Annotated in this window: 13 protein-coding genes; 9 read left to right on the top strand and 4 right to left on the bottom strand. The window is 69.7% G+C overall.

Going from position 1 to position 22,964, the window contains the following annotated elements; genetic code table 11:
• Positions 1 to 94 precede the first annotated feature (94 nt).
• Positions 95 to 694 carry a DUF4234 domain-containing protein gene (locus ACIG36_RS03345; RefSeq protein ID WP_399921066.1) on the top strand — a complete coding sequence of 200 codons (600 nt, stop codon included), beginning with the start codon at positions 95 to 97 and terminating at the stop codon, positions 692 to 694.
• A gap of 96 nt (positions 695 to 790) precedes the next feature.
• Here ACIG36_RS03345 and ACIG36_RS03350 read toward each other — a convergent pair whose 3' ends face one another.
• Together ACIG36_RS03350 and ACIG36_RS03355 are read right to left on the bottom strand one after the other, a co-directional pair.
• Positions 791 to 2,410, bottom strand: a complete 1,620-nt coding sequence (locus tag ACIG36_RS03350; protein WP_399921070.1) for a multicopper oxidase family protein — start codon at positions 2,408 to 2,410, stop codon at positions 791 to 793.
• 79 nt (positions 2,411 to 2,489) lie between these two features.
• Positions 2,490 to 2,978: a hypothetical protein gene (locus tag ACIG36_RS03355; protein WP_399921073.1), complete on the bottom strand. Its 489-nt coding sequence runs from the start codon at positions 2,976 to 2,978 to the stop codon at positions 2,490 to 2,492.
• Between the two features lie 180 nt (positions 2,979 to 3,158).
• On the opposite strand from ACIG36_RS03355, the gene ACIG36_RS03360 reads away from it, so the two are divergent.
• The 3 genes from ACIG36_RS03360 to ACIG36_RS03370 all read left to right on the top strand — a co-directional run bounded on the left by ACIG36_RS03360 (position 3,159) and on the right by ACIG36_RS03370 (position 6,216).
• The gene (locus ACIG36_RS03360) at positions 3,159 to 4,625 is read left to right on the top strand and encodes an APC family permease (RefSeq protein ID WP_399921076.1); all 1,467 of its coding nucleotides are present in this window, start codon (positions 3,159 to 3,161) and stop codon (positions 4,623 to 4,625) included.
• Between the two features lie 96 nt (positions 4,626 to 4,721).
• Entirely contained in the window at positions 4,722 to 5,600 is an 879-nt protein-coding gene (locus ACIG36_RS03365; protein WP_399921079.1) for an alpha/beta fold hydrolase, read from the top strand.
• Positions 5,601 to 5,724: 124 nt separating this feature from the next.
• On the top strand, positions 5,725 to 6,216 hold the full coding sequence (locus ACIG36_RS03370; RefSeq protein WP_399921082.1) for a hypothetical protein: 492 nt from the start codon (positions 5,725 to 5,727) through the stop codon (positions 6,214 to 6,216).
• On the opposite strand, the gene ACIG36_RS03375 is transcribed toward ACIG36_RS03370, so the two are convergent.
• Positions 6,185 to 6,886, bottom strand: a complete 702-nt coding sequence (locus ACIG36_RS03375; RefSeq protein ID WP_399921085.1) for a DUF1524 domain-containing protein — start codon at positions 6,884 to 6,886, stop codon at positions 6,185 to 6,187. The genes ACIG36_RS03370 and ACIG36_RS03375 overlap by 32 nt on opposite strands.
• 141 nt (positions 6,887 to 7,027) lie before the next feature.
• Positions 7,028 to 9,781 (bottom strand): DNRLRE domain-containing protein, encoded by a 2,754-nt coding sequence (locus ACIG36_RS03380; RefSeq protein WP_399921088.1) that lies wholly within the window; start codon positions 9,779 to 9,781, stop codon positions 7,028 to 7,030.
• A gap of 668 nt (positions 9,782 to 10,449) precedes the next feature.
• Here ACIG36_RS03380 and ACIG36_RS03385 point away from each other — a divergent pair.
• The 5 genes from ACIG36_RS03385 to ACIG36_RS03405 all read left to right on the top strand — a co-directional run bounded on the left by ACIG36_RS03385 (position 10,450) and on the right by ACIG36_RS03405 (position 22,891).
• Entirely contained in the window at positions 10,450 to 17,130 is a 6,681-nt protein-coding gene (locus ACIG36_RS03385) for a polymorphic toxin-type HINT domain-containing protein (protein ID WP_399921091.1), read from the top strand.
• 158 nt (positions 17,131 to 17,288) lie between these two features.
• Positions 17,289 to 17,693: a hypothetical protein gene (locus tag ACIG36_RS03390; RefSeq protein WP_399921094.1), complete on the top strand. Its 405-nt coding sequence runs from the start codon at positions 17,289 to 17,291 to the stop codon at positions 17,691 to 17,693.
• A 78-nt stretch (positions 17,694 to 17,771) separates the two neighbouring features.
• Positions 17,772 to 18,164, top strand: a complete 393-nt coding sequence (locus tag ACIG36_RS03395; RefSeq protein ID WP_399921097.1) for a hypothetical protein — start codon at positions 17,772 to 17,774, stop codon at positions 18,162 to 18,164.
• A 210-nt stretch (positions 18,165 to 18,374) separates the two neighbouring features.
• Entirely contained in the window at positions 18,375 to 19,736 is a 1,362-nt protein-coding gene (gene glnA / locus ACIG36_RS03400; RefSeq protein ID WP_399921099.1) for a type I glutamate--ammonia ligase, read from the top strand.
• A 59-nt stretch (positions 19,737 to 19,795) separates the two neighbouring features.
• On the top strand, positions 19,796 to 22,891 hold the full coding sequence (locus ACIG36_RS03405; RefSeq protein WP_399921102.1) for a bifunctional [glutamine synthetase] adenylyltransferase/[glutamine synthetase]-adenylyl-L-tyrosine phosphorylase: 3,096 nt from the start codon (positions 19,796 to 19,798) through the stop codon (positions 22,889 to 22,891).
• The last annotated feature ends 73 nt before the right edge of the window (positions 22,892 to 22,964 follow it).

Genomic DNA, 22,964 nt, shown 5'->3' on the forward strand with positions numbered 1-22,964 from the left:
TGTGATCTTGTGACAAGCTGCGCGATCTACCCGTGGCGAATTCCAGCCGCGGGTTCATTGATGTTTTGTCAGGGAATTTCCTTTAGGAGCGCAGTTGAGCACGCAGCCGCCGCAGTGGGGTCCGCCGTCCCCGAACAGCAACCCCTACACCCCGGCCGCGCCCGCCCAGGCCCCCAGCCCCTACCAGGGCGGTTACCCCCAGCAGGGCGGCTACCCGCAGCAGCAGGCGCCCGCCGGCTACGGCTACCCCGCCGCCGCCCCCGTCCCCGGCTACCCGCAGCAGGGCGGTGCGGCCCACTTCGGCCTGTCCATGAAGCGGCGCAATGTCGCCGGCGTCTGGCTGGGTCTGCCACTCATCACGCTCGGCATCTACAGCATCGTGTGGCACTACAAGATCAACAAGGAGATGGCGCAGTTCGACAGCCGTCGCCAGGTCAACCCCGCGATGTCGGTGCTCGCCGTCACGCTGGGCGCCTTCCTGATCATTCCGCCGTTCGTCTCCATCCACGCCACCGGCAAGCGCATCGGCGAGGCCCAGCGCGCGGCGGGTCTCGCGCCCTCGTGCAGCGCCGGTCTCGGTGTGCTGCTGGCGTTCTTCGGCTTCTACTCGCTCTACTACCAGATCGAGCTGAACCGGGTCGTCGACCACTACGGTCAGGTCGCCCCCGGCACCCAGGTGCCGCTGGCCGTCTGATCCGCCTCCCGGCGGTACGCCCGGCGGTCCACCCGGCGGTACGAAGGGGCCCGCGCCGACTCCGGCGCGGGCCCCTGGCGTACGTACGGGGGCGCCCTAACTCCGGTAGCCCAGCACCGCCATCATCCCCGACTCGGCGTGGTAGACGTTGTGGCAGTGGAGCATCCACAGCCCCGGGTTGTCCGCGTCGAAATCGGCCTCCAGCCGCTTGCCCGGCAGCACGATCGCGGTGTCCTTGCGCGGCCCGCCGCCCGGCAGCGCGAAGGTGTGGCCGTGCAGGTGCATGGGGTGCCACATGGTGGTGTCGTTGACGAACACCAGCCGCACCCGCTCGCCCGCGCGCACCGGGTACCGCTGTCCGGGGGTGTACTTACGGCCGTTGATCGCCCAGTCGTACTTGGCCATCGAGCCCGTCAGCCGCAGCGTGACCGTGCGGTCCGGGCGCCGCTCCTTCAGCCGCACGCTCGCGTCGGCCTTCAGCAGGCCGGCGGTCAGCGGCGTGCTCTCCAGCTCCCGGGGGCGCGTGTCCGCGCCGGGTGCCGAGCCGCCGCCCGTCCGCAGCACGGCCAGCCCGGTGCGCTTCTTGCCCTCCGCCAGCGCGGTCAGCGGGAAGGCGCCGTCCTTCGCCTCCACCAGCACGTCGTAGCGCTCGCCCATGCCGAGCAGCAGCGCGTCCGTTGCCGTGTGCTCGACGGGGAAGCCGTCCGCGTGGGTGACGGTCATGCGGTGGTCGCCCAGGGCCACGCGGAAGGCGGTGTCGCCGCCGGCGTTGATCAGGCGGATGCGGACGCGGTCGCCGGGCTTCGCGGTGAAGGTCTCCGGGTCCTCGGGCGTACGGCCGTTGATCAGGTAGTGCGGATAGGCGACGTCACCGGCGTCGCCGCCCAGGACGTCGCTGGTGGCGCCCATCAGCATGCGGGAGGGGCCGGTGGGGGACGGGGACGCCTTCGCCGACGTCATGGACATGTGTGACATGTCGTGGCCGCCGCCGTGCCCCGCGCCGTGCCCCGCTCCGCCGTGGCCCGTGCCCCCGCCGCCGTGGTCCATCCCGCTCATCCCCTTGGCGAGCTCAGCGAGCACGGCGTCCGGAGTGCTGCCGTCGATGCCGTCGACCCAGTCGTCGAGGACGACGACCCACTCCTTGTCGTACTCCAGCGGCTCCTTCGGGTCCTCCACGATCAGCGGCGCGTACAGCCCCCGGTCCTGCTGGGTGCCCGAGTGCGGGTGGATCCAGTACGTACCGGGGTGCGTGACCTTGAAGCGGTAGGCGTGCGACGCACCGGCCCTGACGGCCCGTTGGGTCAGGTCGGGGACGCCGTCCATGTCGTTGCGCAGCGCCAGCCCGTGCCAGTGCAGGGACGTGGGCTCGGGCAGGTGGTTGGCCAGGGTGAGGGCGAGCGTGTCGCCCGCGGTGACCCGGATCTCCTTGCCGGGCAGGACGTCGCCGTACGCCCAGGACGCGACCGTCCGGCCGCCGCCCAGGTCCAGGCGGGCGGGGGTGGCGGTGAGCCGGACCTCGCGGACGGAGCCGGCGCCGGCGCGCGCGGCCTCGGCGGCCGCGACCTCCTTGCCGTCCGGGGTGACGTACCCGGCAGGGGCGGCGGTGGGCGACGGGCCGTCCGAGGGGCCGCCGCCCTTCGAGCAGGCGGCGAGCAGGCCGCTTCCGGCAGCGGCGATTCCCGCGCCGAGCACGGCGCGGCGGGTGGTTGTGCGCATGGCAGAGCACCTCGTGGTGTCGGTTTCGTGGTGTGCGTACGAGCGCGTGCGCCGCACGGGAGCGCGGCGGGACGCGCGCCTATACGCGCAGCACCGACAGCCGGGCGAGGGCCTTGTGCCGTGGGGGCGGATCCGGCCACAGCGCGCGCGAGAACCACGCGCGCACCGCCGCCGGGGCGCCACCGGCGGGACGGCGCAGGGCGGCGAGGGCGATCAGGAGGGCGACGGTCCAGCCGGCGCCGAGGACCGCGAGGCAGACGGACATGGGGTCCATGCCGTCACCGTGCGCCGGGACGGCGGCGGGTCCGCCGACGCGGGCGGGCGCTCCGGCGGCGTCGGGGGCGGGATGGTGTGCGACCCCGGGCGTCCCGGCGGCGGGGACGGGACGGTGCGCGACCCCGGGCGCCGCGGAGGCGTCGGAGGCCTCCTGCGAGGTAACTGCGGAAGGGGCCGGTCCGGAGTGCTCCGCCGGGTGCCCGAGTGTGTGCATCGTCACGATGCCGAGCACCAGCGCGGCGAACAGCAGCAGCCGGCCGTACCACGCGGCGGCCTTCCCCTGTCCGTGCACTGCCTGCCTCCAGCGGCCACCGGCGTCCCTCGGATTGCCCCCGCACCCTACCCCCTCGGGGTATCGCGCCCCCGAGGGGCCCATGGCCGGAGATCAGCGGCGGATGTGCGTCGGATGCCGCCAAGGGCCGATTATGGGGCGAAAACGAACGACGCACGGCCCGAAGGACGCTCTACCCCCATGACCATCACGGAACAGGTGCGGGGCGAACGTCCCCGCACCGCCGTCGCCGCACCCGGCACCGCCACGGCGCAGTTCATCTCGTGGACCACGCTCGCGATGATGACCACCGCCTCCGTGGCGAACCTGCGACCTTCCCCCTCCATGGCCCTCTACGGGCTGGCCGCCGTCTTCCTCTACCTCCTGCCCGCCGTCGTCTTCCTGCTGCCGACCGCCCTCGTCTCCGCCGAGCTGGCCTCCGGCTGGCCCGGCGGCGTCTACCGGTGGGTCAGCGAGGGCCTGTCCAAGCCGCTGGGCTTCCTGGCCGTCTGGTGCCAGTTCGCGATGACCATCGCGTACTACCCGAGCCTGCTGGCCTATGTGGCCAGCACCTTCGCGTACGTCGTCGACCCCGCGCTCGCCGACAACGGCCTCTACATCGCCGTCGTCATCGTCGTCATCTACTGGGCGGGCGTCCTGGTCTCCTCGCGCGGCACCAAGGCCGTGGCGGGGCTCTCCAGCACGGGGCTCGTCGTGGGCACCCTGATACCGGGCGCCGTCCTCGTCGTCCTCGGCATGGTCTTCCTGGCCCAGGGCAACCCGTCCGCCGCGCCCATGGACGGCGGCCACGTCCTGCCGCCGTGGACCGGCCTGGCCAGCCTCGTGCTGATCGTCAACAACTTCCTGTCCTACGCGGGCATGGAGATGAACGGCGTGCACGTCTCGTCCCTGCGCGACCCCGGCCGGCAGTACCCGCGCTCGGTCTTCATGGCCACGGGCCTCGTCCTGCTGATTTTCATCCTCCCCGCGCTGGCCATCAGCTGGGTGATGCCGGGCGAGGACCTGAGCCTGACCGCCGGCGTGATGCAGGCCTTCCAGGGCTTCTTCGACCACTTCCACGTGGGCTGGCTGACGAAGGTCGTCGGCATCCTGCTCGTCGCGGCCGCCCTCGGCGGCATGCTGACCTGGATGGCCGGGCCGTCCCAGGGGCTGCTGATGGTCTCCCGGCAGGAGGGCTACCTGCCGCCCGTCCTGCAGAAGCTCAACAAGCGCGGCGTCCCCCGCAACATCATGGTCGCCCAGGGCGCGCTGACCACCGTCATCGCCGGCCTCTACGCCTTCCTCCCCGACGTCTCCAGCGCCTACTGGATCTTCTCGGTCGTCGCCACGCAGATCTACCTCGTTGTCTACCTGCTGATGTTCGCCGCCGTCATCCGGCTGCGCACCACCCGCCCCGAGCAGCCCCGCGGCTTCCGCGTGCCGGCCGTGCGCCTGGTCGCGGGCACGGGATTCGCCGCCTCGGCCGCGGCCATGTGCATCGGCTTCATCCCGCCCGAGCAGTTCGGCGGCCAGCCGCTGTGGCGCTATCTGCTGATCGTCGGCGGCGGCCTGCTGACGCTCGGCCTGATCGCGCCGCTCGCCTTCCTCAAGCTCCGCAAGCCGGACTGGGTGACAGCCGGGGACCGGGAGCCGTCCGCGGTCGAGTAGCTTGTCCGCGGACGGACGGACCCACGGGCGGGCCTACGGACGGACCTACGGGCCGGCTGACCCACGGGCGGGGACGGACCGGATGAGGGGGACTGGATGAGCGGTACGGAGCGGCAGCGGCCACCCGGGCGGATGCTGCGTGTCGGCGGAGTGCCGCTGCACGTGCTGTGCGAGGGCTCGGGGCCCGTGTGCGTGCTGAGCGCCGGGCTCGGCATGGGCTGGTTCGACTGGGAACCGGTCGTACCGCTGCTCACCCCCCACCGCACGGTCGTCCGCTTCGACCGCCCGGGGCTCGGCTTCAGCGCCCCGCCGCTGGGGCCGCCCACGGCCGCCGCGGAGGGCGCCCGCATAGCGGGCGTCCTCGACGCGCTGGGGCTGACCGGCCCGGCCACGGTCGTCGGGCACTCCCTCGCCGCCTTCCACGCCGAGGCGTTCGCCCGGCTGCACCCCGAGCGCACGGCCGGGCTCGTCCTGGCCGACCCCAGCGTGGAGGAGAACGCCCGCCCCGTGCCGGGCATCGAACTGCGCACCGCCGCCGCCCACGTGCGCGGCCGGGCCTTCGCCGCCGCCGGCCTGCCCCGCGTACTGGGCCCCGCCCTGCGCCGCTACGGCGTCCGCGCCGCCTCCCTCACCCGCGCCGACGCCGCCCCCGACGACCTGGTGCGCCGCACCTACGGCACCGGGCGCGTGGTGCGCGCCCTGCTGATGGAGAACGCCCGCTACTACGACGTCGCCGCCGAGCTGGAGGACCTGCGCGCCCACCACGCGCTGCCGCCCGCCCCCGTCACCGTCCTCGCCGCCTCCACCGGCACCGGCTCGGCGCGCGAACGCCGCCGGCTCGAGCGCTGCCGCGCCCTCGCCGAACGCCTCGACGGCCGCTTCGAGGCCGTCGCCCCCGCCGGCCATCTGCTGATGTACGACCGGCCGCAGGCCATCGCGGCAGCGGTCCTGGCGACCCCGTTCATACGGGCCTGACCGGTTCATAGGGGCCTGACGGGTTCATACGAGGCCTCACCTGGTCGGCGCCGTCCGGCGGGTGCCGCGCGCGGACGGGTGGGAGCCTGGGCAGCGGCGGCTTCACAAGGCGAGGAGCACCCGGGTGAGTCCACAGCAGCCCCGCGCCCCGTTCGGCGGCGAACTCGAGCGCGGCACCCCGTACGTCATCCAGTGGCGGACCGACCCCCGGTACGTGCTGTGCGGGCACGCCACCGAGGGCTTCGTCGACGTCCGCGACCACAGCACCGTCGCCGAGCACCAGAGCGCCTGGCACATCGACACCGACTCCGGCGTCGTCACCCTCGCCGTCGACGCCGACGAGCCCGTGCCCCGCGTCCTGACCCTCCTGCTGGGCCCGGCCGGCCACCGGCCGGTCCTGCGCAGACTGGGCACCCCCACCGAGGCCGCCCAGCGCTGGAACTGGACCGGCCGCGCCCTGCTCAGCCACAAGCACTCCACGGCCGACAAACTCGCCGTCCACGTGGCCCGCGCGGCGGGCGCGAGCGCCTACGGGTTGCGGATGGTGCTCCCCAAGGGCGGCGTGCCCGACCACGAGTGGCAGCTCATCGAGGGCAGGAGTCCAGCATCTTCGTGAGCGTGTTCCGCTCGGCGGCGGTGACGGTCAGCGCGTACGTGGACTTCACCGACACCCACGCCCGGCCGTAGACGCACCACGAGGCACGGTCCGGCGGCTGCCACTGATCGGGGGACTGGTCGCCCTTCGAGCGGTTGGACGCCGCGGAGACGGTGAGCAGCTGCGGATGCGTCAGGTCGTTGGCGAACGCCTTGCGGCGCTCGTTGTCCCACTTGTCCGCGCCGGACCGCCACGCGTTGGCCAGCGGCACGATGTGGTCGATGTCCACCTGGCCGGCCTTGGTGAAGCTCTTGCCGTCGTACAGGCTGTGCCAGTTCCCCGACACCGCCCGGCACTCCGCGTCCCGCTGGACCTTCTGCCCGTCGCGCTCCAGGACGGTCTCCCGGGTGTCGCACCGGCTGCCCTGCTGGGCCCAGTGCGGAAAGGCCGCCCGGCTGTAGCCGGACATCGAGTGCGGCGCCTCCTCCTTCAGCCCGGCCAGCTGCGTACGGGCCTGCCCGACGGGCGGCAGACCGGGCAGCACGAAGGCGCCCGGACTACCCTTCGCCTCCGGCGCCCCAGCCCCCACCTCCCGCCGGTCCTTCTGCTCCCCGCAGCCGGCCGACGCGATCCCTGCCGCACAGACGACGGCGACCAGCGCCGCGACCCTGCCATGACGGTGCGTCCACATCCTGGCGATCCCCCCTCCGCCCCCGCGCGAAGAGCCTTCCCGCCCGGTACGTGCCGAAATCCAGCGGGATGGGGGCGAGGGCATCCGACACGTCCTCGCCCCCGGCTTGGCGGATCGACTCACTGGCGTGAGCCCGTTGGCTCAGGCGATGGCCCTGATGCCCTTCCAGCCGCCGGTGCCCACGAGAACGGGGTCGGAGTGGGCACCGTTCTTGGTGGGATAGCGGAGCAGGGTGCCGGTGCCCTCCGTCGTGGTTGCCCACAGGTCGGTGGTGCCGTCGCCGTCGGCGTCACCCGGCATCGAGAGCAAGGGGCGGTTGGTGCTGTGCCAGGAACGCGCACCGTAGACGGACGTCGTTCCGCTCACGTAGCGGGCGGGCTCGAGGCCACCGGTGTCGGGGTTGGCCTGGCCGTGGTGGACGAGGAGCTGGCCGGTGGCATTGTCACGGACGAGGAGGTCGGCGAGGTTGTCACCGGTCAGATCGCCGGGCGCGACGACATCGCGGCCTGCCCATCCCGTATCGGCGATGGGATACGCCTCGTCAATGAAGCCCGCCGGGTGACCGGCGAGGAACCACAGGCCGTCATCCACTCGCGCGACCAGGTCGGGCGCACCGTCACCCGTCACATCGCCGAGCGAGGTGATCTGCTTGATCTTCGCCGTATCGAGCTGGGGAACGAACTGGAGTACTTCCCGGCGGTTTTCGGTGTCGACGACGCCGAAGCCTGTGTTCGGGTAGACCCAGAGCTTGCCGTCGGGGTGGCGGGCGACGAGGTCGTCGTAGCCGTCGTTCGTGAAGTCGCCACGGCGGGTGATGAGCGTGTCCTGGAACCCGTTCTCGGCCGCGACCATCATGAGGCCGAACGATCCGTCGCCCGTGCCGGAGTACATGCGGAGCTTGTTGTCGCTGTCGACGGCCCAGAGGTCGGGATTGCCGTCGCCGTTGAGGTCTCCGGGCTTGTCCTTGACTCCGGTGCTGGAGGCGTAGAAGAGGTAGGTTCCCGTGTCGGAGCGGTTGCCGGCGGCGTCCTCACTGTAGGAGTAGAGAACGTGAGGGCCCGCGTTGGGCGGGGTGAAGGTGATGGTGACGCTGCCGCCCGCGGACGAGGGCTTGGCGACGGTCGTCGGGTTCTTGCGGTCGAAGTCGTAGACGTACTTCACGACGTCCTTCGTACCGCCGTTGGCAAGGGTGAAGGTGCCCTTGGTGCGGGCAGGTGCGCCCTTGGTGCCGTCGTCACCGTTGGGGTATTCACCGGAGGTGACGGAGGGCGGGGTGCTGGGGCGGGACTTGTCGACGGTGAAGCGGCAAGGGGTGCTCGGCACCCAGGAGGACGTGGCCCTGCCGTCGTCCGCCCGTACCTGCCATTGGTAGGTGACGCCGTCCTTGAGGGTGTCCTTGGGCAAGGTCACCTTGGCGACGCTGCCGCTGGTGACGGCGATGGTCTGGTTGTAAACGGCGGGGTCGCCGTCCTTGATCCACATGTTGAAGCGGGCTTTGAGCGTGCCGCCGTCAGGGTCGGAGATCTTGGCGTAGAGCTGGAGGTCGGTGTTACCGATCTTCTGGACGGGGTTGGCGTCGCAGGTCACGGAGGGGTTGCTGCCGTAACCGGTGGGGTTGTCGGGGCGGCGGTTGTACTCGACTATCAGCTTGGGGTCGCTGCTGAACTTCTTCCAGTCGTAGACGCTCGACTCATTGGTGGCCTTCAAGCCGATGGTCATGTTCGCCCACTTCTGTTCGGCGGCCTCTTTCGCCATGGAGGTGACGTCGAAGTCCACCCCCTTGTCCGAACAGCCGAAGAGGTCGTTGCCGTGGGCGAAGTTCAGGCTTTGCAGCTGCCTCATCCACCGAGGCTGGTTGTTCCACGTGGTGGAGGAGGAGATGGACCCGGTGTCCCAGAGCTCGACGGGCTTGGCGGTGCAGGACCAGGAGTGGGTGTTGATGATGTTGAACTGGGCGTCGATGACCTCTACCCCGGCGAGACCCCTGGCGTCCATCTGGAAGAACGAACGGGCTGTTCCGCCCGTCTCGCCTTCGTGACCGATACGGGCTTCGGATGTGCTCTTGCCATTGCCGCCCCAGCCGGTGCCGTTCCAGAAGGAAGAGTTGGGAGTGGGCTTGTAGGCAATGGCCCAGGCCTGGCGCTTACCGCCGAACTTGGGGTCGATGTAGACGGGGTAGGTCGTGTCCTTGCCGTTCAGAACCGACTGATCGGGCGTCAGGGTCAGCTTGCCACTGTCGTAGGACAGCCCAACGTTCGCGTGCTTGACTCCTGGTTCGAGGTCCGCTGCGGCCTTGGCCGTCGACGCCGTGGCGGAGGAAGCCCGGGTGGACGGCAGCGAAGAGCGCGAGGCGACACTTGCCGCGGCCCGTTGACCGTCCGGCTTCGCGGACGAGTCCCACATCCGGGGCGTGGAAGAGGTGAACAGTTCCTGTCCGGCCGGGTTGAGAGCGCGTACGGTACCTGACACCTTGTCGACGTCGACTCGCAGGCCCTTGGCGTCGAGGCCGAGCTGGAGCTGCCGGAGCCTTGGGTTCCTGGCGGCTTCGGCGTTCTTGACGACCAGAACCTGCGCGATGGTCTCGGTCGTCGCGCGCACCTTCAGATCCACCCCCGGGAAGACCTCGGGGTAGGTGGCCTCGTTGGCGTCGAGGCTGGGAGCGGGAAGCCGTTCCGGCCACTGGATGGAGAGCCGACGGCCCTGCTCGGTGAGTGAGGCGAGAGTGGTGTCCCCGCCCGCCGAGAAGCTGGCGTCGAGGGTGGTGGCCCGCGGGGCGATGCGATTGCCGACGCGCTCCAGCGTGGCGTCCACGGGGACGAGTTTGCCGCTCTTGCGGGCTCGTACGGGCTGGGCGTGCTGGGTGAGGGTGAAGGTGCCGGACGGGTTGGCCACCACCTCCTGAGTCTCCGTCCGTAGACCGGTGACCTCGACCGGCTTGCCCGAGCGCCGGGCTTCGGCCGAAGCCGCGGCCTCCGGACGGGCGTCGGACGTACCTGCTTCCGGCTGGGTGGCCCGGCCGGCAGCCGAGGAGACCGGCGTGATGCCGAGCCCTGCGGTGCCCGCAACGAGCGTGACGATGACTGCATTGCGGACGTATCTGGATCTATTGGATCTCGACGGTCGAGGACGACCGCTCTCGCGTATCACGAGCTTTCCCTCCATGGCGGAAACCGGCCTGACGTGAAACTTTGGGCAGATCTTGGGGGGATCTTGGCATATGACGGATGGAAAGATTTACTAAAGCGGCACATCGGGGGTTTTGGTGAGGGGGCGCCTCCGTTGGTGATGGACACGTCGGCCCCCTCGGAGGAGCGCAGACGGTGATCGCGCCAGGCGACTGGTGGACGCTACGGAGACGATGGAGATCCATCGTCTCCGTGGTCTTCCTGTCCCTTATGGGGTCGCTGCTGGGAACGACAGTCCCGGCAGAGGCCAAACAGTCCAATCCGAACCTGCTCAAGCTTCAGCAGGAACGACCCGTTGAAGGAAAGGAGTTCTCACGCAAGGCCGCGCCCGGGAAGAACGGTGCGGCCAAGGCGTGGAAGGCGCCGAGGAGCGCGGCGTTGCCCAGCGGCCGCGCCAAGGTGGAACTTGCCCCCTCGCCGAAGGGCAAAGCGGCGTCCCTGGCCGCGCGTGGGAGCGATGCGAAGCCCGAGAGGGCAGGCGAGCTGCCGGTGTATCTCAAGCCCGTGGCTCCGCTGCTGCGTAGTGCGGACGTCCCGGCACAGTCCCCTCAGCCGAGCGTGGACGTGGAGATGCTGGACCAGAAGGCCCTGGCCGGGCTGGGCGCCCAGGGGCCCGTGGTGAAGCTCAACGCAGACGGTGCTGTGCCTGCTGCACAGACATCGCCGAAGGCGAGCCGGAGCATGGCCGCGCAGGGGAAGCGGGCGCCACCCCAGTCGGTCGACGTCGAACTCGACTACTCCTCCTACGCGCAGCGCTTCGGCGGCGACTGGGGCTCGCGGCTGCGGCTGGTACAGCTTCCCGCCTGCGCCGCCACCACCCCGAACCGCGCGGACTGCGCCGCCGGTACCCCGCTGACGAGCCAGAACAACCCGGTCAAGCAGCGCCTGAGCGCCCGGGTCGCGCTGTCGGCCGGCGCGCCGATGATGCTGGCCGCGACGGCCGACGGTGCCGGCTCCACCGGCGATTACGGTGCGACTTCCCTGTCGCCCTCCGGCTCCTGGGCGGCGGGCGGCCACGCCGGCGGATTCTCCTGGACCCACCCTGTGGAGAGCCCGGATGTGCCGGGCGGGCCGGAGCCCGAGGTCAAGCTCGGCTACTCCTCCCAGGCCATTGACGGCCGTACCGCCTCGACGAACAACCAGGCCTCCTGGATCGGTGAGGGCTGGGACTACCACCCCGGCTTCGTCGAGCGCCGCTACAAGTCCTGCACCAAGGACATGGGCAACGGTGCCAACAACAAGACCAAGACTGGCGACCTGTGCTGGTTCGCCGACAGCCTCACCCTTTCCCTCGACGGCTCGAGCAATGAGCTGGTACGCGACGACAAGAGCGGTGAGTGGAAGCTCGCCGACGACGACGGCGCCCGCATCGAGCTGAAGAAGGGCGCCGACAATGGCGACAACGACGGTGAGCACTGGGTGCTCACGACGAAGGACGGCACGCAGTACTGGTTCGGCCTGAACCGTCTGCCCGGCTGGGGTGCCGGAAAGCCCGAGACCAACTCCGCCTTCACAGTCCCCGTCTTCGGAAACCACTCCGGCGAGCCCTGCCACGCCGACGCCTTCGACAAGTCGGGCTGCGCTCAGGCCTGGCGCTGGAACCTGGACTACGTCGTCGACCCCCACGGCAACGCGATGAGCCTGTGGTGGGAGAAGGAGACCAACCACTACGGCCAGCTCGGCAAGGGCGACAAGCCCGCCGCCTACGACCGTGGCGGTTACCTGACGCGTATCGACTACGGACAGCGCGCCGACTCCCTCTTCTCGGCGAAGGCGGCCGCGCGCGTCAACTTCACCACTGCTGAGCGCTGCTTGCCGTCGAAGGACTTCGACTGCTCCCTGGGGAAGCTGAACAAGGAGAACGCCAAGCACTGGCCCGACGTCCCCTTCGACCTCAAGTGCGACATCACCGCCAAGCAGAAGTGTGCCAACCAGCTCTCCCCGAGCTTCTGGACCACCAAGCGGCTGACGCAGATCACCACTGAGGCGCTGGTCGGCGACTCCTATGCCAAGGCCGACACGTTCGAGCTCACACAGCAGTTCCCGAACACCGATGCCACGAGCCCGGCCCTGTGGCTCGCCTCCATCACCCGCACCGGCCACACCGGAGGTACGGACACCAAGCTGCCGCCGGTGACGTTCCGTGGCGAGATGATGGACAACCGCGTGGACGGCTACGAGGGCATCCCGCCCTTCGCGCGCTACCGCATCCACGCGGTCGACACCGAGCACGGTTCGACCGTCGGCGTCACCTACTCGGCGCGCGAGTGCTCGGCGATGCCGGGCAAGGTGAAGCTGCCCACGCCGCACGACAACGGCATGCGCTGCTACCCGCTCTTCTGGACGCCGCCGGGGGCCGACAAGCCGATCCAGGACTGGTTCCACAAGTACGTCGTCACCGAGGTCCGTGAAGAGGACAACGTCACCGACGCCCAGCCGAAGGTGACCTCGTACCAGTACCTGGGCACGCCCGCCTGGGCCTGGGACGACAACGAACTCGCGGACGCCAAGGAACGCACCTGGAGCCAGTACCGCGGCTATGCCAAGGTCCGTACTCTGACCGGGCGTGGCGATGACGGCAAGCGCGCGATGACCGAGTCCCTGTACTTCCAGGGCATGGACGGCGACCCGCTGCCCGACGGCAAGAAGCGCAGTGCCGAGGTCGTTGACTCCGAAAGCGGCAAGGTCGCCGACCTGCCGCAGTTCGCGGGTCAGCTCCGTGAGGAGGTCAAGTACCTGGACGAGGACGGCCAGGTGGAATCCTCCACCAGGCTGACCGGCGTCTCGAACGTCACCGCCACACGCGACCGCAAGGGCACCACGCCCCTCCACGCACGGATGGGCCACCCGGAGACCACCGAGGAACGCACGCGCAAGGCCGACGGCGGGTGGTCGAGGAACAAGGAGACCATCGCCTACGACGAGTACGGGCTCCCCGTCCGTACTCACGACTTCGGCAATGTCGACGACCCGGACGACGACGCGTGCTCGACAGTGACGTACGCCCGGAACCCCGGCAAGTGGATCCTGGACCTGGAGTCTCAGGAGAAGACCGTCACCGGCAACTGTGACGGCTCCGGCGGAACGGTCGTCTCCGACACCCGCACCTTCTATGACGGCAAGGGCTTCGGAGAAACACCCTCCAGGGGCGATGTCACCTCCGTCGAGGAGATGACCGGCGACGGCAAGGGCTATCAGGTCGTCGAGCGCTCCGAGCACGACGCGTACGGCCGGCCCACGACCCACTGGGATGTGAACGGCAACAAGACCACGACCGCCTATACCCCCGCCGCGGGGGCCAGCCCGGTCAAGACCGTGGTCACCAATCCGCTCGGCCACACCCAGACCATCCATGCCGATCCGGTGCGCGGCAGCACCACAGCTGTGGTCGACACCAACGGCCGGCGCAAGGACATGGCCCACGACGGGCTCGGTCGGCTGACCAAGTTGTGGGACATCAACCGCGACAAGGCGGCGGGGAAGTCCCCGAGCGCCGAGTACGCCTACAACATCAGCAAGACGGGGCCGTCCGCGACCCTCACGCGCTCGCTGAAGGAGAACGGCTCCTACTCCACGGCAGTGGAGATCTTCGACGGCATGCTGCGCAAGCGGCAGACCCAGGACCCGGGTGTCGGTGGCGGCCGTCTCATCAGTGACACCGTTCACGACACGCAGGGCCGGGTCGTCAAGACCAACGACTCCTACTTCGCCGAAGGCGATGTCAGCGAGACGCTTCTGGTCGTCGCGGACACCAAGGTCCCGCATCAAAGCGTCACGACGTACGACGGCCACGGTCGCCCGGTGAAGCAGGTCGTCCGGCGTTACGGCGAAGACCAGCACGCCACCCGGGCCGAGTACAAGGGCAATGAGTCCACCGTCTTTCCGGCCAAGGGCGACACGGCGAAGACGACCTTCATGGATGACGAGGGCCGGACGACGAAGCTGCGCGAGTACCTCGACGACGACCGCAGCAAATACAACGACACCTCCTACAGCTACAACCGCAAGGGCCAGCTGACGAAGGTCACCGACCCGGACGGCAACGCCTGGACCTTCGAGTACGACGCCCGAGGCCGCCAGATCAAGGCCACGGACCCGGACAAGGGCACGACGACCACGACGTATGACAAGGACGACCGTCCTGTCACCGTCACCGACGCCCGTGGCACGAAGGTTTCCACCACCTACGACGCGCTCGACCGCCCGACCTCGCTGCGTCACGGTGGCCCCGACGGGCCGAAGCTCACGGAGTGGACGTACGACAGCCTGCTCAAGGGCCTGCCGACGGCGTCCATCCGGCACATCGGCGGCAAGGAGTACCGCAACGAGGTCACCGGCTACAACCAGGCCTATCAGCCCACCGGCTCGCAGCTCGTCATTCCCGACTCGGAGGGCAAACTCGCGGGCACATACGCCTACGAGCACGGTTACACGGCAGGCGTCGGCCTTCCGTCCTGGACCCAGATACCGAGCACGGGCCCGTTGAACAAGGAGCGCCTGGCGACTCGCTACAACAGCGATGACCTGCCCGACATGCTCGCCGGCATGTCGGTGTACGCCTCCGGAATGCAGTACTCGGCTTCCAGCGAGCTGATGCGCAGTGAGGCGGGTGTGCAGGGGAGGAAGGTCTACTCGACGTCGTTCTATGACGAGCACACGCGACGTCTCTCCCGCGTGGTCCACGATCGCGACAGCAAGGATGCGAACGGCAGCCGGATCGACGACATCGGCTACGACTACGACCCGGCCGGAAACGTCACCAGGATCGCCCGTACCCCTGGTGCGGCGATGCCGGACGGGGGCCGCCCCGACACGCAGTGCTTCGCCTACGACGCCCTGCGCCGGATGACCGGTGCCTGGACGGCGACGGATGAGTGCAAGGCCGCACCGTCGAAGGAGACGGTCGGTGGGCCGCAGGCGTACTGGCAGTCCTACACCTACGACGCGGTGGGCAACCGCACCAAGCTCGTCGAGCACGACACCAGCGGCGACAGTGCCAAGGACGTTACGCGGACGTACGCCTACCCCGGTGCCGGCAAGGACCAGCCCCGGGCACTGACCAAGGTCGAGTCCAAGGGCCCCGACGGCACGTCGGTGAACACCTACGCCTACGACTCCGCAGGCAATATGACCATCCGCCAGGTCGGCGGGAACATCCAGAAACTCTCCTACGACATCGAGGGCAACCTCGCCAAGATCACTGAGGGCGACAAGAGCACCGAGAACCTCTACGACGCGGACGGCAACCGCCTCATCCACCGCGCCGCCAACGGCGAGACGACGCTCTACCTCGGTGAGTCCGAACTCACCGTCGACGCCAAGGGCAAGCTCTCCGCCACCCGCTACTACGAGCACCCCAGCGGCACCACCGTGCGTGTCGCGGAGGAGGGCGACGGCACCGGCGGCAAGGGCAAGCAACATCTTCTGCTGACCGATCACCACGGCAGCGCCGAGACCTCCGTCGGCCTCGACCAGGACGACCTGCCCGTCCAGCGACGCCTGCTGGCTCCGTTCGGCGCCGAGCGCGGCACCAAGCCCAGCTCCTGGCCGGGCAAGCGGGGCTTCGTCGGCGGCCGCAAGGACGAGAGCACCGGGCTCACCCAGCTCGGCGCGCGCGAGTACGACCCGACCACCGGGCGCTTCATCTCCGTGGACCCGATCATCGACTTCGGGATTCCGCAGCAGATGAACCCGTACGCCTACGCCAACAATGCGCCGGCCACGGAGTCGGACCCCGACGGGGAATTCTTCCCGGCAGTGGTGGTCGGAGCAGTCTGGGCGGCTCGTGCCGCCCAGGCATACAGGGCGTGGCAGGCCGCCCAGCGACTCAAGAGGCTGCAGGAGGCCGCCGAAAGGCTGCGTAAGGCCAAGGAGGCAGCCGACAGGGCCAAGAAGGCGAAGCAGCTCAAGGATGCCGCCGAGAAGGCCAAGAAGGCGAAGGCGGAGCGCGACAGGAAGGAGGCTCTGGCGAAGGCCAGGGCCGAAAAGGCTCGCAAGGCCAAGGCAGAGGAGGCGAAGAAGGCCAGGGAGAAGGCTGCGGCCAAGCAGCGCCCGAAGCCGACGGCGAAGCCCCAGCAGCGCCCGAAGCCGGCCCCGAAGCCGCAGGCTCGTCCGAAACCGGCCCCGAAGCCGAAGGAGGTCAAGCCGCAGGGCTCTCGTCAGTTCAAGCAGCAGGTCAAGAGCCAGGCGAAGGAGCAGGTCAAGGACTACGTGCGATCGCAGGCCGAGGGTGTAAGTTGCCCGACGCCCAACAGTTTCGTGCCCGGAACGCCTGTGCACATGGCCGATGGGACGTACAAGCCGATCGAGGAGGTGAAGACAGGGGACCTGGTCCTGGCGACCAACCCGGAAACGGGTGAGACAAAGGCTGAGCCCGTGGTCGCCACGATCATCGGTGAGGGTAACAAGAGTCTCGTAAGAATCAGTGTCCGGGCCGATGACGGGAAAATCCGCAGCGACGAGGTCAGCGATGGCGCCCTGATCTCTACTGAGGGTCACCCCTTCTGGGTTCCCGAGCTGGAGAAGTGGGTCGACGCCGGCGAACTCCAGCCGGGTCAGTGGCTGCAGACCAGCGCCGGTACCTGGGTTCAGATTACGGCCGTCCAGGCGTGGACTCAGAAAGCTGCGGTCCGCAACCTCACGGTTGAAAGCACCCATACGTACTATGTGGGGGCAGGGGCCGTGTCGGTCCTTGCCCACAATGCGAACTGCTCCAGCAACGCCAAGATTCTTGGCGATAATATGGAGGCGGCCGGAACTGTCAGGCCTCCGGAGACTGCGGCGCACCACATGGTAGCGAGCACCTCTCCGAAAGCTGCCGCTGGGCGACAGCAGCTTGCGAAGTTTGGTATTGACATCAACGATGCCGTGAATGGCGTATTCTTGCCGCGCGGCTCGAAATCTGTGAACCCGACGGGCGCATCCGTGCATTCACGGATCCATACGAACGACTACTACGCCACCGTCAACAAGTTGATCGGCGGGGCGCGGAACCGTAGTGAAGCGACGGATGTGCTAAACCATATGCGAAGGCAGCTCCTGGGGGGTTACTGGCCGTAGCTGAGTAGAACATTCCCTCCCAAGCGCGGCGCTGCCACACGTCCCTTGTGTGGCAGCGCCGTAAGGAATGCAGACACCCGAAAGCGAGGCGGTGGGCAACTGTGGGGCTATCAGTCGATACTGCGGTCGATATCGTACGAGGTCTGATCAACCAATCGGTGTCGGATCACGAGTTTCCGGCGATTGAACAGGTGCTGGCGGCTGTCCGAAGCTTCGAGCGGATCGAGTTCGATGTCCCCGATGGGATGGAATCCGACGGATTCCTCTTTCAGTACGGCGAAGTGAACTGGTTTCCTGACCCAACATTTACTGTAGGGTTTGTTCGTCAATTGGAGCTGGTCGATGCCGACGGAGATCATGAAGGATACTCGCAGGTTCAAATCGAGTACGCGTATGAACTCGACGCCGAACTTGTGTCGATGGGCGGTGGTGACTCCTGGTGTTTCCGCGGCGACGAGACTCCGTTCGATGAATGGTTCGAAGCGGTAACGCGAGACCCTGTTTGGGGTGCGGTACGGGGGAAGGTTCCCAAGGGATTCCATGTCTCGCAGGAAGTCGCTTGAAGGCTCCGGCTGGGCGTCGTTGAGATTTCGCGAAAAGAGGAGCGTGTGCGCAGAGTACTCCTTGGGTTCATTGGATCCGTGGTCGGGGCCGGCTTGGCTGCCGTTGTTCTCTTTAACTTCTTCTCTGGTGAAGAGATCGCCAAGGACGAGTTCGAAAAGCTCGACAACAAGGAGTTCGAGGTCGTCTACGAGGTGATCGGGACCAACGTCAAGGACCTCGACTACGGAATAGGTGACAACAAGCGGGAATCCTCGGAAACGGTCGAGAACCCCAAGCTGCCGTGGAAGAAGAAGGTCACGATGAAGGGCATCGCCACCGCGCCCAGCCTCAGCCTGATCCTGGGTGAGGGGGACGGTCGGGCGGACTGCGTGATCACGATCAACGGCAAGGAGGTGAAGCGCGCCACCGCCAAGGGTGAGTTCGGCACCGCGACGTGCGTGGCCGCTTCCCCGGCGGGTCATGCCTCGTAGCGCAGAGTAACCGAAGCCGCCGTGCCGCAGCCCATCCGGCTGCGGCACGGCGGCACTCTGCGTACGGGCATAAGTACGATGCACCCATAAGGCGGAACGGTGCGGCTGCCGCCCGGAAACTCCCCGGTAACCCCGGGACGTGATACTCAAGGTCCAGCCTGTGCCCGCACCCGGTGAAACGAGCCGTCTGACCTGCAAGGATAGGTAGCTATGGATAAGCAGCAGGAGTTCGTGCTCCGCACGCTCGAAGAGCGCGACATCCGGTTCGTGCGTCTGTGGTTCACGGATGTGCTCGGCTATCTGAAGTCCGTGGCCGTCGCCCCCGCCGAGCTGGAGCAGGCCTTCGACGAGGGCATCGGCTTCGACGGGTCCGCGATCGAGGGCTTCGCCCGGGTCTATGAGTCCGACATGATCGCCAAGCCGGACCCGGGGACGTTCCAGATCCTGCCGTGGCGCGCCGAGGCCCCGGGCACCGCCCGGATGTTCTGCGACATCCTGATGCCGGACGGCTCGCCCTCGTACGCCGACCCGCGCTACGTCCTCAAGCGCATCCTGGCCAAGACCTCCGACCTCGGGTTCACCTTCTACACCCACCCCGAGATCGAGTTCTTCCTGCTCAAGGACAAGCCCGTCGACGGCACCCGCCCGGTGCCCGCCGACTCCTCCGGCTACTTCGACCACACCCCGCAGAACGTCGGTATGGACTTCCGCCGCCAGGCGATCACCATGCTGGAGTCCATGGGCATCTCGGTGGAGTTCAGCCACCACGAGGGCGCCCCCGGACAGCAGGAGATCGACCTGCGCTACGCGGACGCGCTGTCGACCGCCGACAACATCATGACGTTCCGCCTGGTGATGAAGCAGGTGGCGCTGGAGCAGGGCGTGCAGGCCACGTTCATGCCCAAGCCGTTCTCCGAGTACCCCGGCTCCGGCATGCACACCCACCTCTCCCTCTTCGAGGGCGACCGCAACGCCTTTTACGAGTCCGGCGCCGAGTACCAGCTCTCCAAGGTCGGCAAGTCCTTCATCGCCGGCCTGCTGAAGCACGCGGGCGAGATCTCCGCCGTCACCAACCAGTGGGTGAACTCCTACAAGCGCATCTGGGGCGGCTCCAAGCGCACCGCGGGCGCCGGCGGCGAGGCCCCCTCGTACATCTGCTGGGGACACAACAACCGCTCGGCGCTGATCCGGGTGCCCATGTACAAGCCCGGCAAGACCGGCTCCACCCGGGTCGAGGTCCGCTCCATCGACTCCGGCGCCAACCCCTACCTGACGTACGCGGTCCTGCTGGCCGCGGGCCTGAAGGGCATCGAGGAGGGGTACGAACTCCCCGCCGGCGCCGACGACGACGTCTGGGCGCTGTCCGACGCCGAGCGCCGAGCCATGGGCATCGAGCCGCTGCCGCAGAACCTGGGCGAGGCCATCGAGCTGATGGAGCGCAGCGAACTGGTCGCCGAGACCCTGGGCGAGCACGTCTTCGACTTCTTCCTGCGCAACAAGAAGCAGGAGTGGGAGGAGTACCGCTCGGAGGTCACGGCCTTCGAGCTGCGCAAGATGCTGCCGGTGCTCTGACCGGTGGCCTCCGGGGACACATCCTGGGCCCCCCACCGCGGACGGACGAAAGGCTGCCGATGACAGTGCCGGACGGTCGGCGCAGCAGTGCCTACACCAGGCTGCTCAGGTACGGCTTCACCGACCCGCCGGCCGCCGACCGGCTGCTGGACGCCCCCGCGCTGGCGGCTGTTCGCGCCGACCCCGTGCTGCTCGACGCGCTCGGCGGCACCGCCGATCCCGACCTGGCGCTGCGCGGGCTCGTCCGGCTGGTCGAGGCGCTGGACTCCCGGGGGGACGGGGAGCGGCGGGCGCTGCTGGACACCCTGGTCACCGCCAAGCCGCTGCGCGACCGGCTGCTGGGTGTGCTGGGGGTCTCCGAGTCCCTCGGCGACCACCTCGCCCGGCATCCCGGGCACTGGCGCGCGCTCGCCGCCTTCGAGTCGGCCGATCTGCACCCCGCCGTGCCCGAGTTCGAGCGGGCCCTGACCGAGGGGGTGCGGGCGGGGCACGAGGCCGGGCTCACTCCCCCCGACGCGCTGCGCGCCGCCTACCGCGGCTGCCTGCTGACCATCGCCGCCCGGGACGTCAGCGGCACCACCGACGTCTCCGAGACCGCCGCCGAACTCGCCGACCTGGCCACCGCCACCCTGCGCGCCGCCCTGCGGATCGCGTCCGAGGAGCAGCCGCAGGACGCCGCCGTCTGCCGGCTCGCCGTCATCGGCATGGGCAAGTGCGGCGGCCACGAGCTCAATTACGTCTCCGACGTCGATGTGATCTTCGTGGCGGAGGCCGTGGAGGGCACGGCCGAGGGCCCCGCCCTGCAGGCCGCCACCCGGCTGGCCGCCCGGATGATGCGGGTCTGCTCCGACGTCACGCCCGAGGGCACCATCTGGCCCGTCGACGCCAACCTCCGCCCCGAGGGCCGCAACGGCCCCCTCGTGCGCACCCTCACCAGCCACCTCGCCTATTACCAGCGCTGGGCCAAGACCTGGGAGTTCCAGGCCCTGCTCAAGGTCCGGCCCGTCGCCGGGGACGCCGCCCTCGGGCAGGCCTACGCGGACGCCGTCTCACCGCTGGTCTGGCAGGCCGCCGAGCGCGAGAACTTCGTCGCGGACGTGCAGCAGATGCGCCGCCGCGTCATCGAGTCCATCCCCGCCACCCAGGTCGAGCGCGAGCTCAAGCTCGGCCCCGGCGGCCTGCGGGACGTCGAATTCGCCGTCCAGCTCCTGCAGTTGGTGCACGGCCGCAGCGACGCCACCCTGCGCAGCGGCAGCACCCTCGAGGCGCTGGCCGCCCTCGCCGCGGGCGGCTACGTCGGCCGGGCGGACGCCAAGGCGCTCGACGCCGCCTACCGCTTCCTGCGCGCCCTGGAACACCGCATCCAGCTCTACCGGCTGCGCCGCACCCACCTCGTCCCCGAGGGCGAGGACGACCTGCGCCGGCTGGGCCGCTCGCTGGCCCGCACCTGCGACTGGCCCGCCGGCAAGGAACCCGTCGACGAACTCGGCAGGCAGTGGCGGCTGCACGCCCGCGAGGTGCGCAGGCTGCACGAGAAGCTGTTCTACCGGCCCCTGCTGGACGCCGTCGCCCAGCTCGAGCCCGGCGAGATCCGGCTCAGCCCCAAGGCCGCCGGCCAGCGCCTGGAGGCCCTCGGCTACGCCGACCCGGCCGGCGCCCTGCGCCACCTGGAGGCCCTGGCCTCCGGCGTCACCCGCAAGGCCGCCATCCAGCGCACCCTGCTGCCCGTCCTGCTCGGCTGGTTCGCCGACTCCGCCGACCCCGACGCGGGCCTGCTCAACTTCCACAAGGTCTCCGACGCGCTGGGCCGCACCCCCTGGTACCTGCGGCTGCTGCGCGACGAGGGCGTGGCCGCCGAGAACCTGGCCCGGGTGCTGTCCGCCGGGCGCCTGGCCCCCGACCTGCTGCTGCGCGCCCCCGAGGCCGTCGCGCTCCTCGGCGACCCCGGCGGCCTGCGCCCCCGGGGCCGCGAGGCGCTCGAGCAGGAGGTGATGGCCGCGGTCGGCCGCGCCGAGGACGCCGAGGCCGGGATCGTCGCGGTGCGCGGGGTGCGCCGCCGCGAGCTGTTCCGCACCGCCGCCGCCGACATCATCGGCGCCTACGGGCACCCCGGCAACGGCGCCCACGCCACCGGCGAGCACGGCACCGGCTCCCGCGGCCACGCCGAGACCGCGGGCAGCGACCCGGGCGCCCGTGTCCGGACGGTCGGCGACGCCGTCTCCGACCTCAACGCCGCCACCATCGCCGGCGCCCTGCGCGCGGCCGTGCGGGCCGAGTGGGGCGACACCCTGCCCACGCGCTTCGCCGTCATCGCCATGGGCCGCTTCGGCGGCCACGAACAGGGCTACGGCTCCGACGCGGACGTGCTGTTCGTCCACGAACCACGCGAGGGCGTCGGCGACGAGGAGGCCGGCAAGGCCGCCTTCGCCGTGGCCGGTGAGATGCGCCGCCTGCTGCAACTGCCCACCACCGACCCGCCGCTGCTCGTCGACGCCGACCTGCGCCCCGAGGGCAAGTCCGGGCCGATGGTGCGCAGCCTCGCCTCGTACGCGGCCTACTACCGGCGCTGGTCGCTGGTGTGGGAGAGCCAGGCCCTGCTGCGGGCCGAGCCGGTCGCGGGCGACGAGGGGCTGGGCCGGCGCTTCGTCGAGCTCGTCGACCCGCTGCGCTACCCGGTCGAGGGCCTGGGCGAGGACGCGGTGCGCGAGATCCGGCGCCTGAAGGCCCGGATGGAGACCGAACGGCTGCCGCGCGGCGCCGACCCGACCACCCACACCAAGCTGGGTCGCGGCGGCCTGTCCGACGTCGAGTGGACCGTCCAGCTGCTGCAGATGCGGCACGGCTGGGCCGAGCCGGGCCTGCGCACCACCCGCACCCGTGAGGCGCTGGCCGCGGCCCACGCCGCGGAGCTCATCTCCACCGAGGACGCCCGCATCCTGGACGAGGCGTGGGTGCTGGCCACCAGCGTGCGCAACGCCGTGATGCTGGTGCGCGGCCGCGCCGGGGACACCTTCCCCACCGACCCCCGGGAGCTGGCCGCCGTCGGCCGCTACCTCGGCTACGAGCCGGGCCACGTCGGGGAGATGCTCGACGACTACCGGCGCACGACGCGGCGGGCGCGGGCCGTGGTGGAGGAGCTGTTCTACGGGGCCTGACCGGCCGCCGCCCGCGCCCGCCGGAGACGATGCATCCTGAGGCGATGCCCCCTGAGGCGATGTCCCCTCAGGA

Origin of the sequence: Streptomyces sp. NPDC053048, from assembly GCF_044547045.1 — a bacterium.
Lineage (GTDB): Bacteria > Actinomycetota > Actinomycetes > Streptomycetales > Streptomycetaceae > Streptomyces.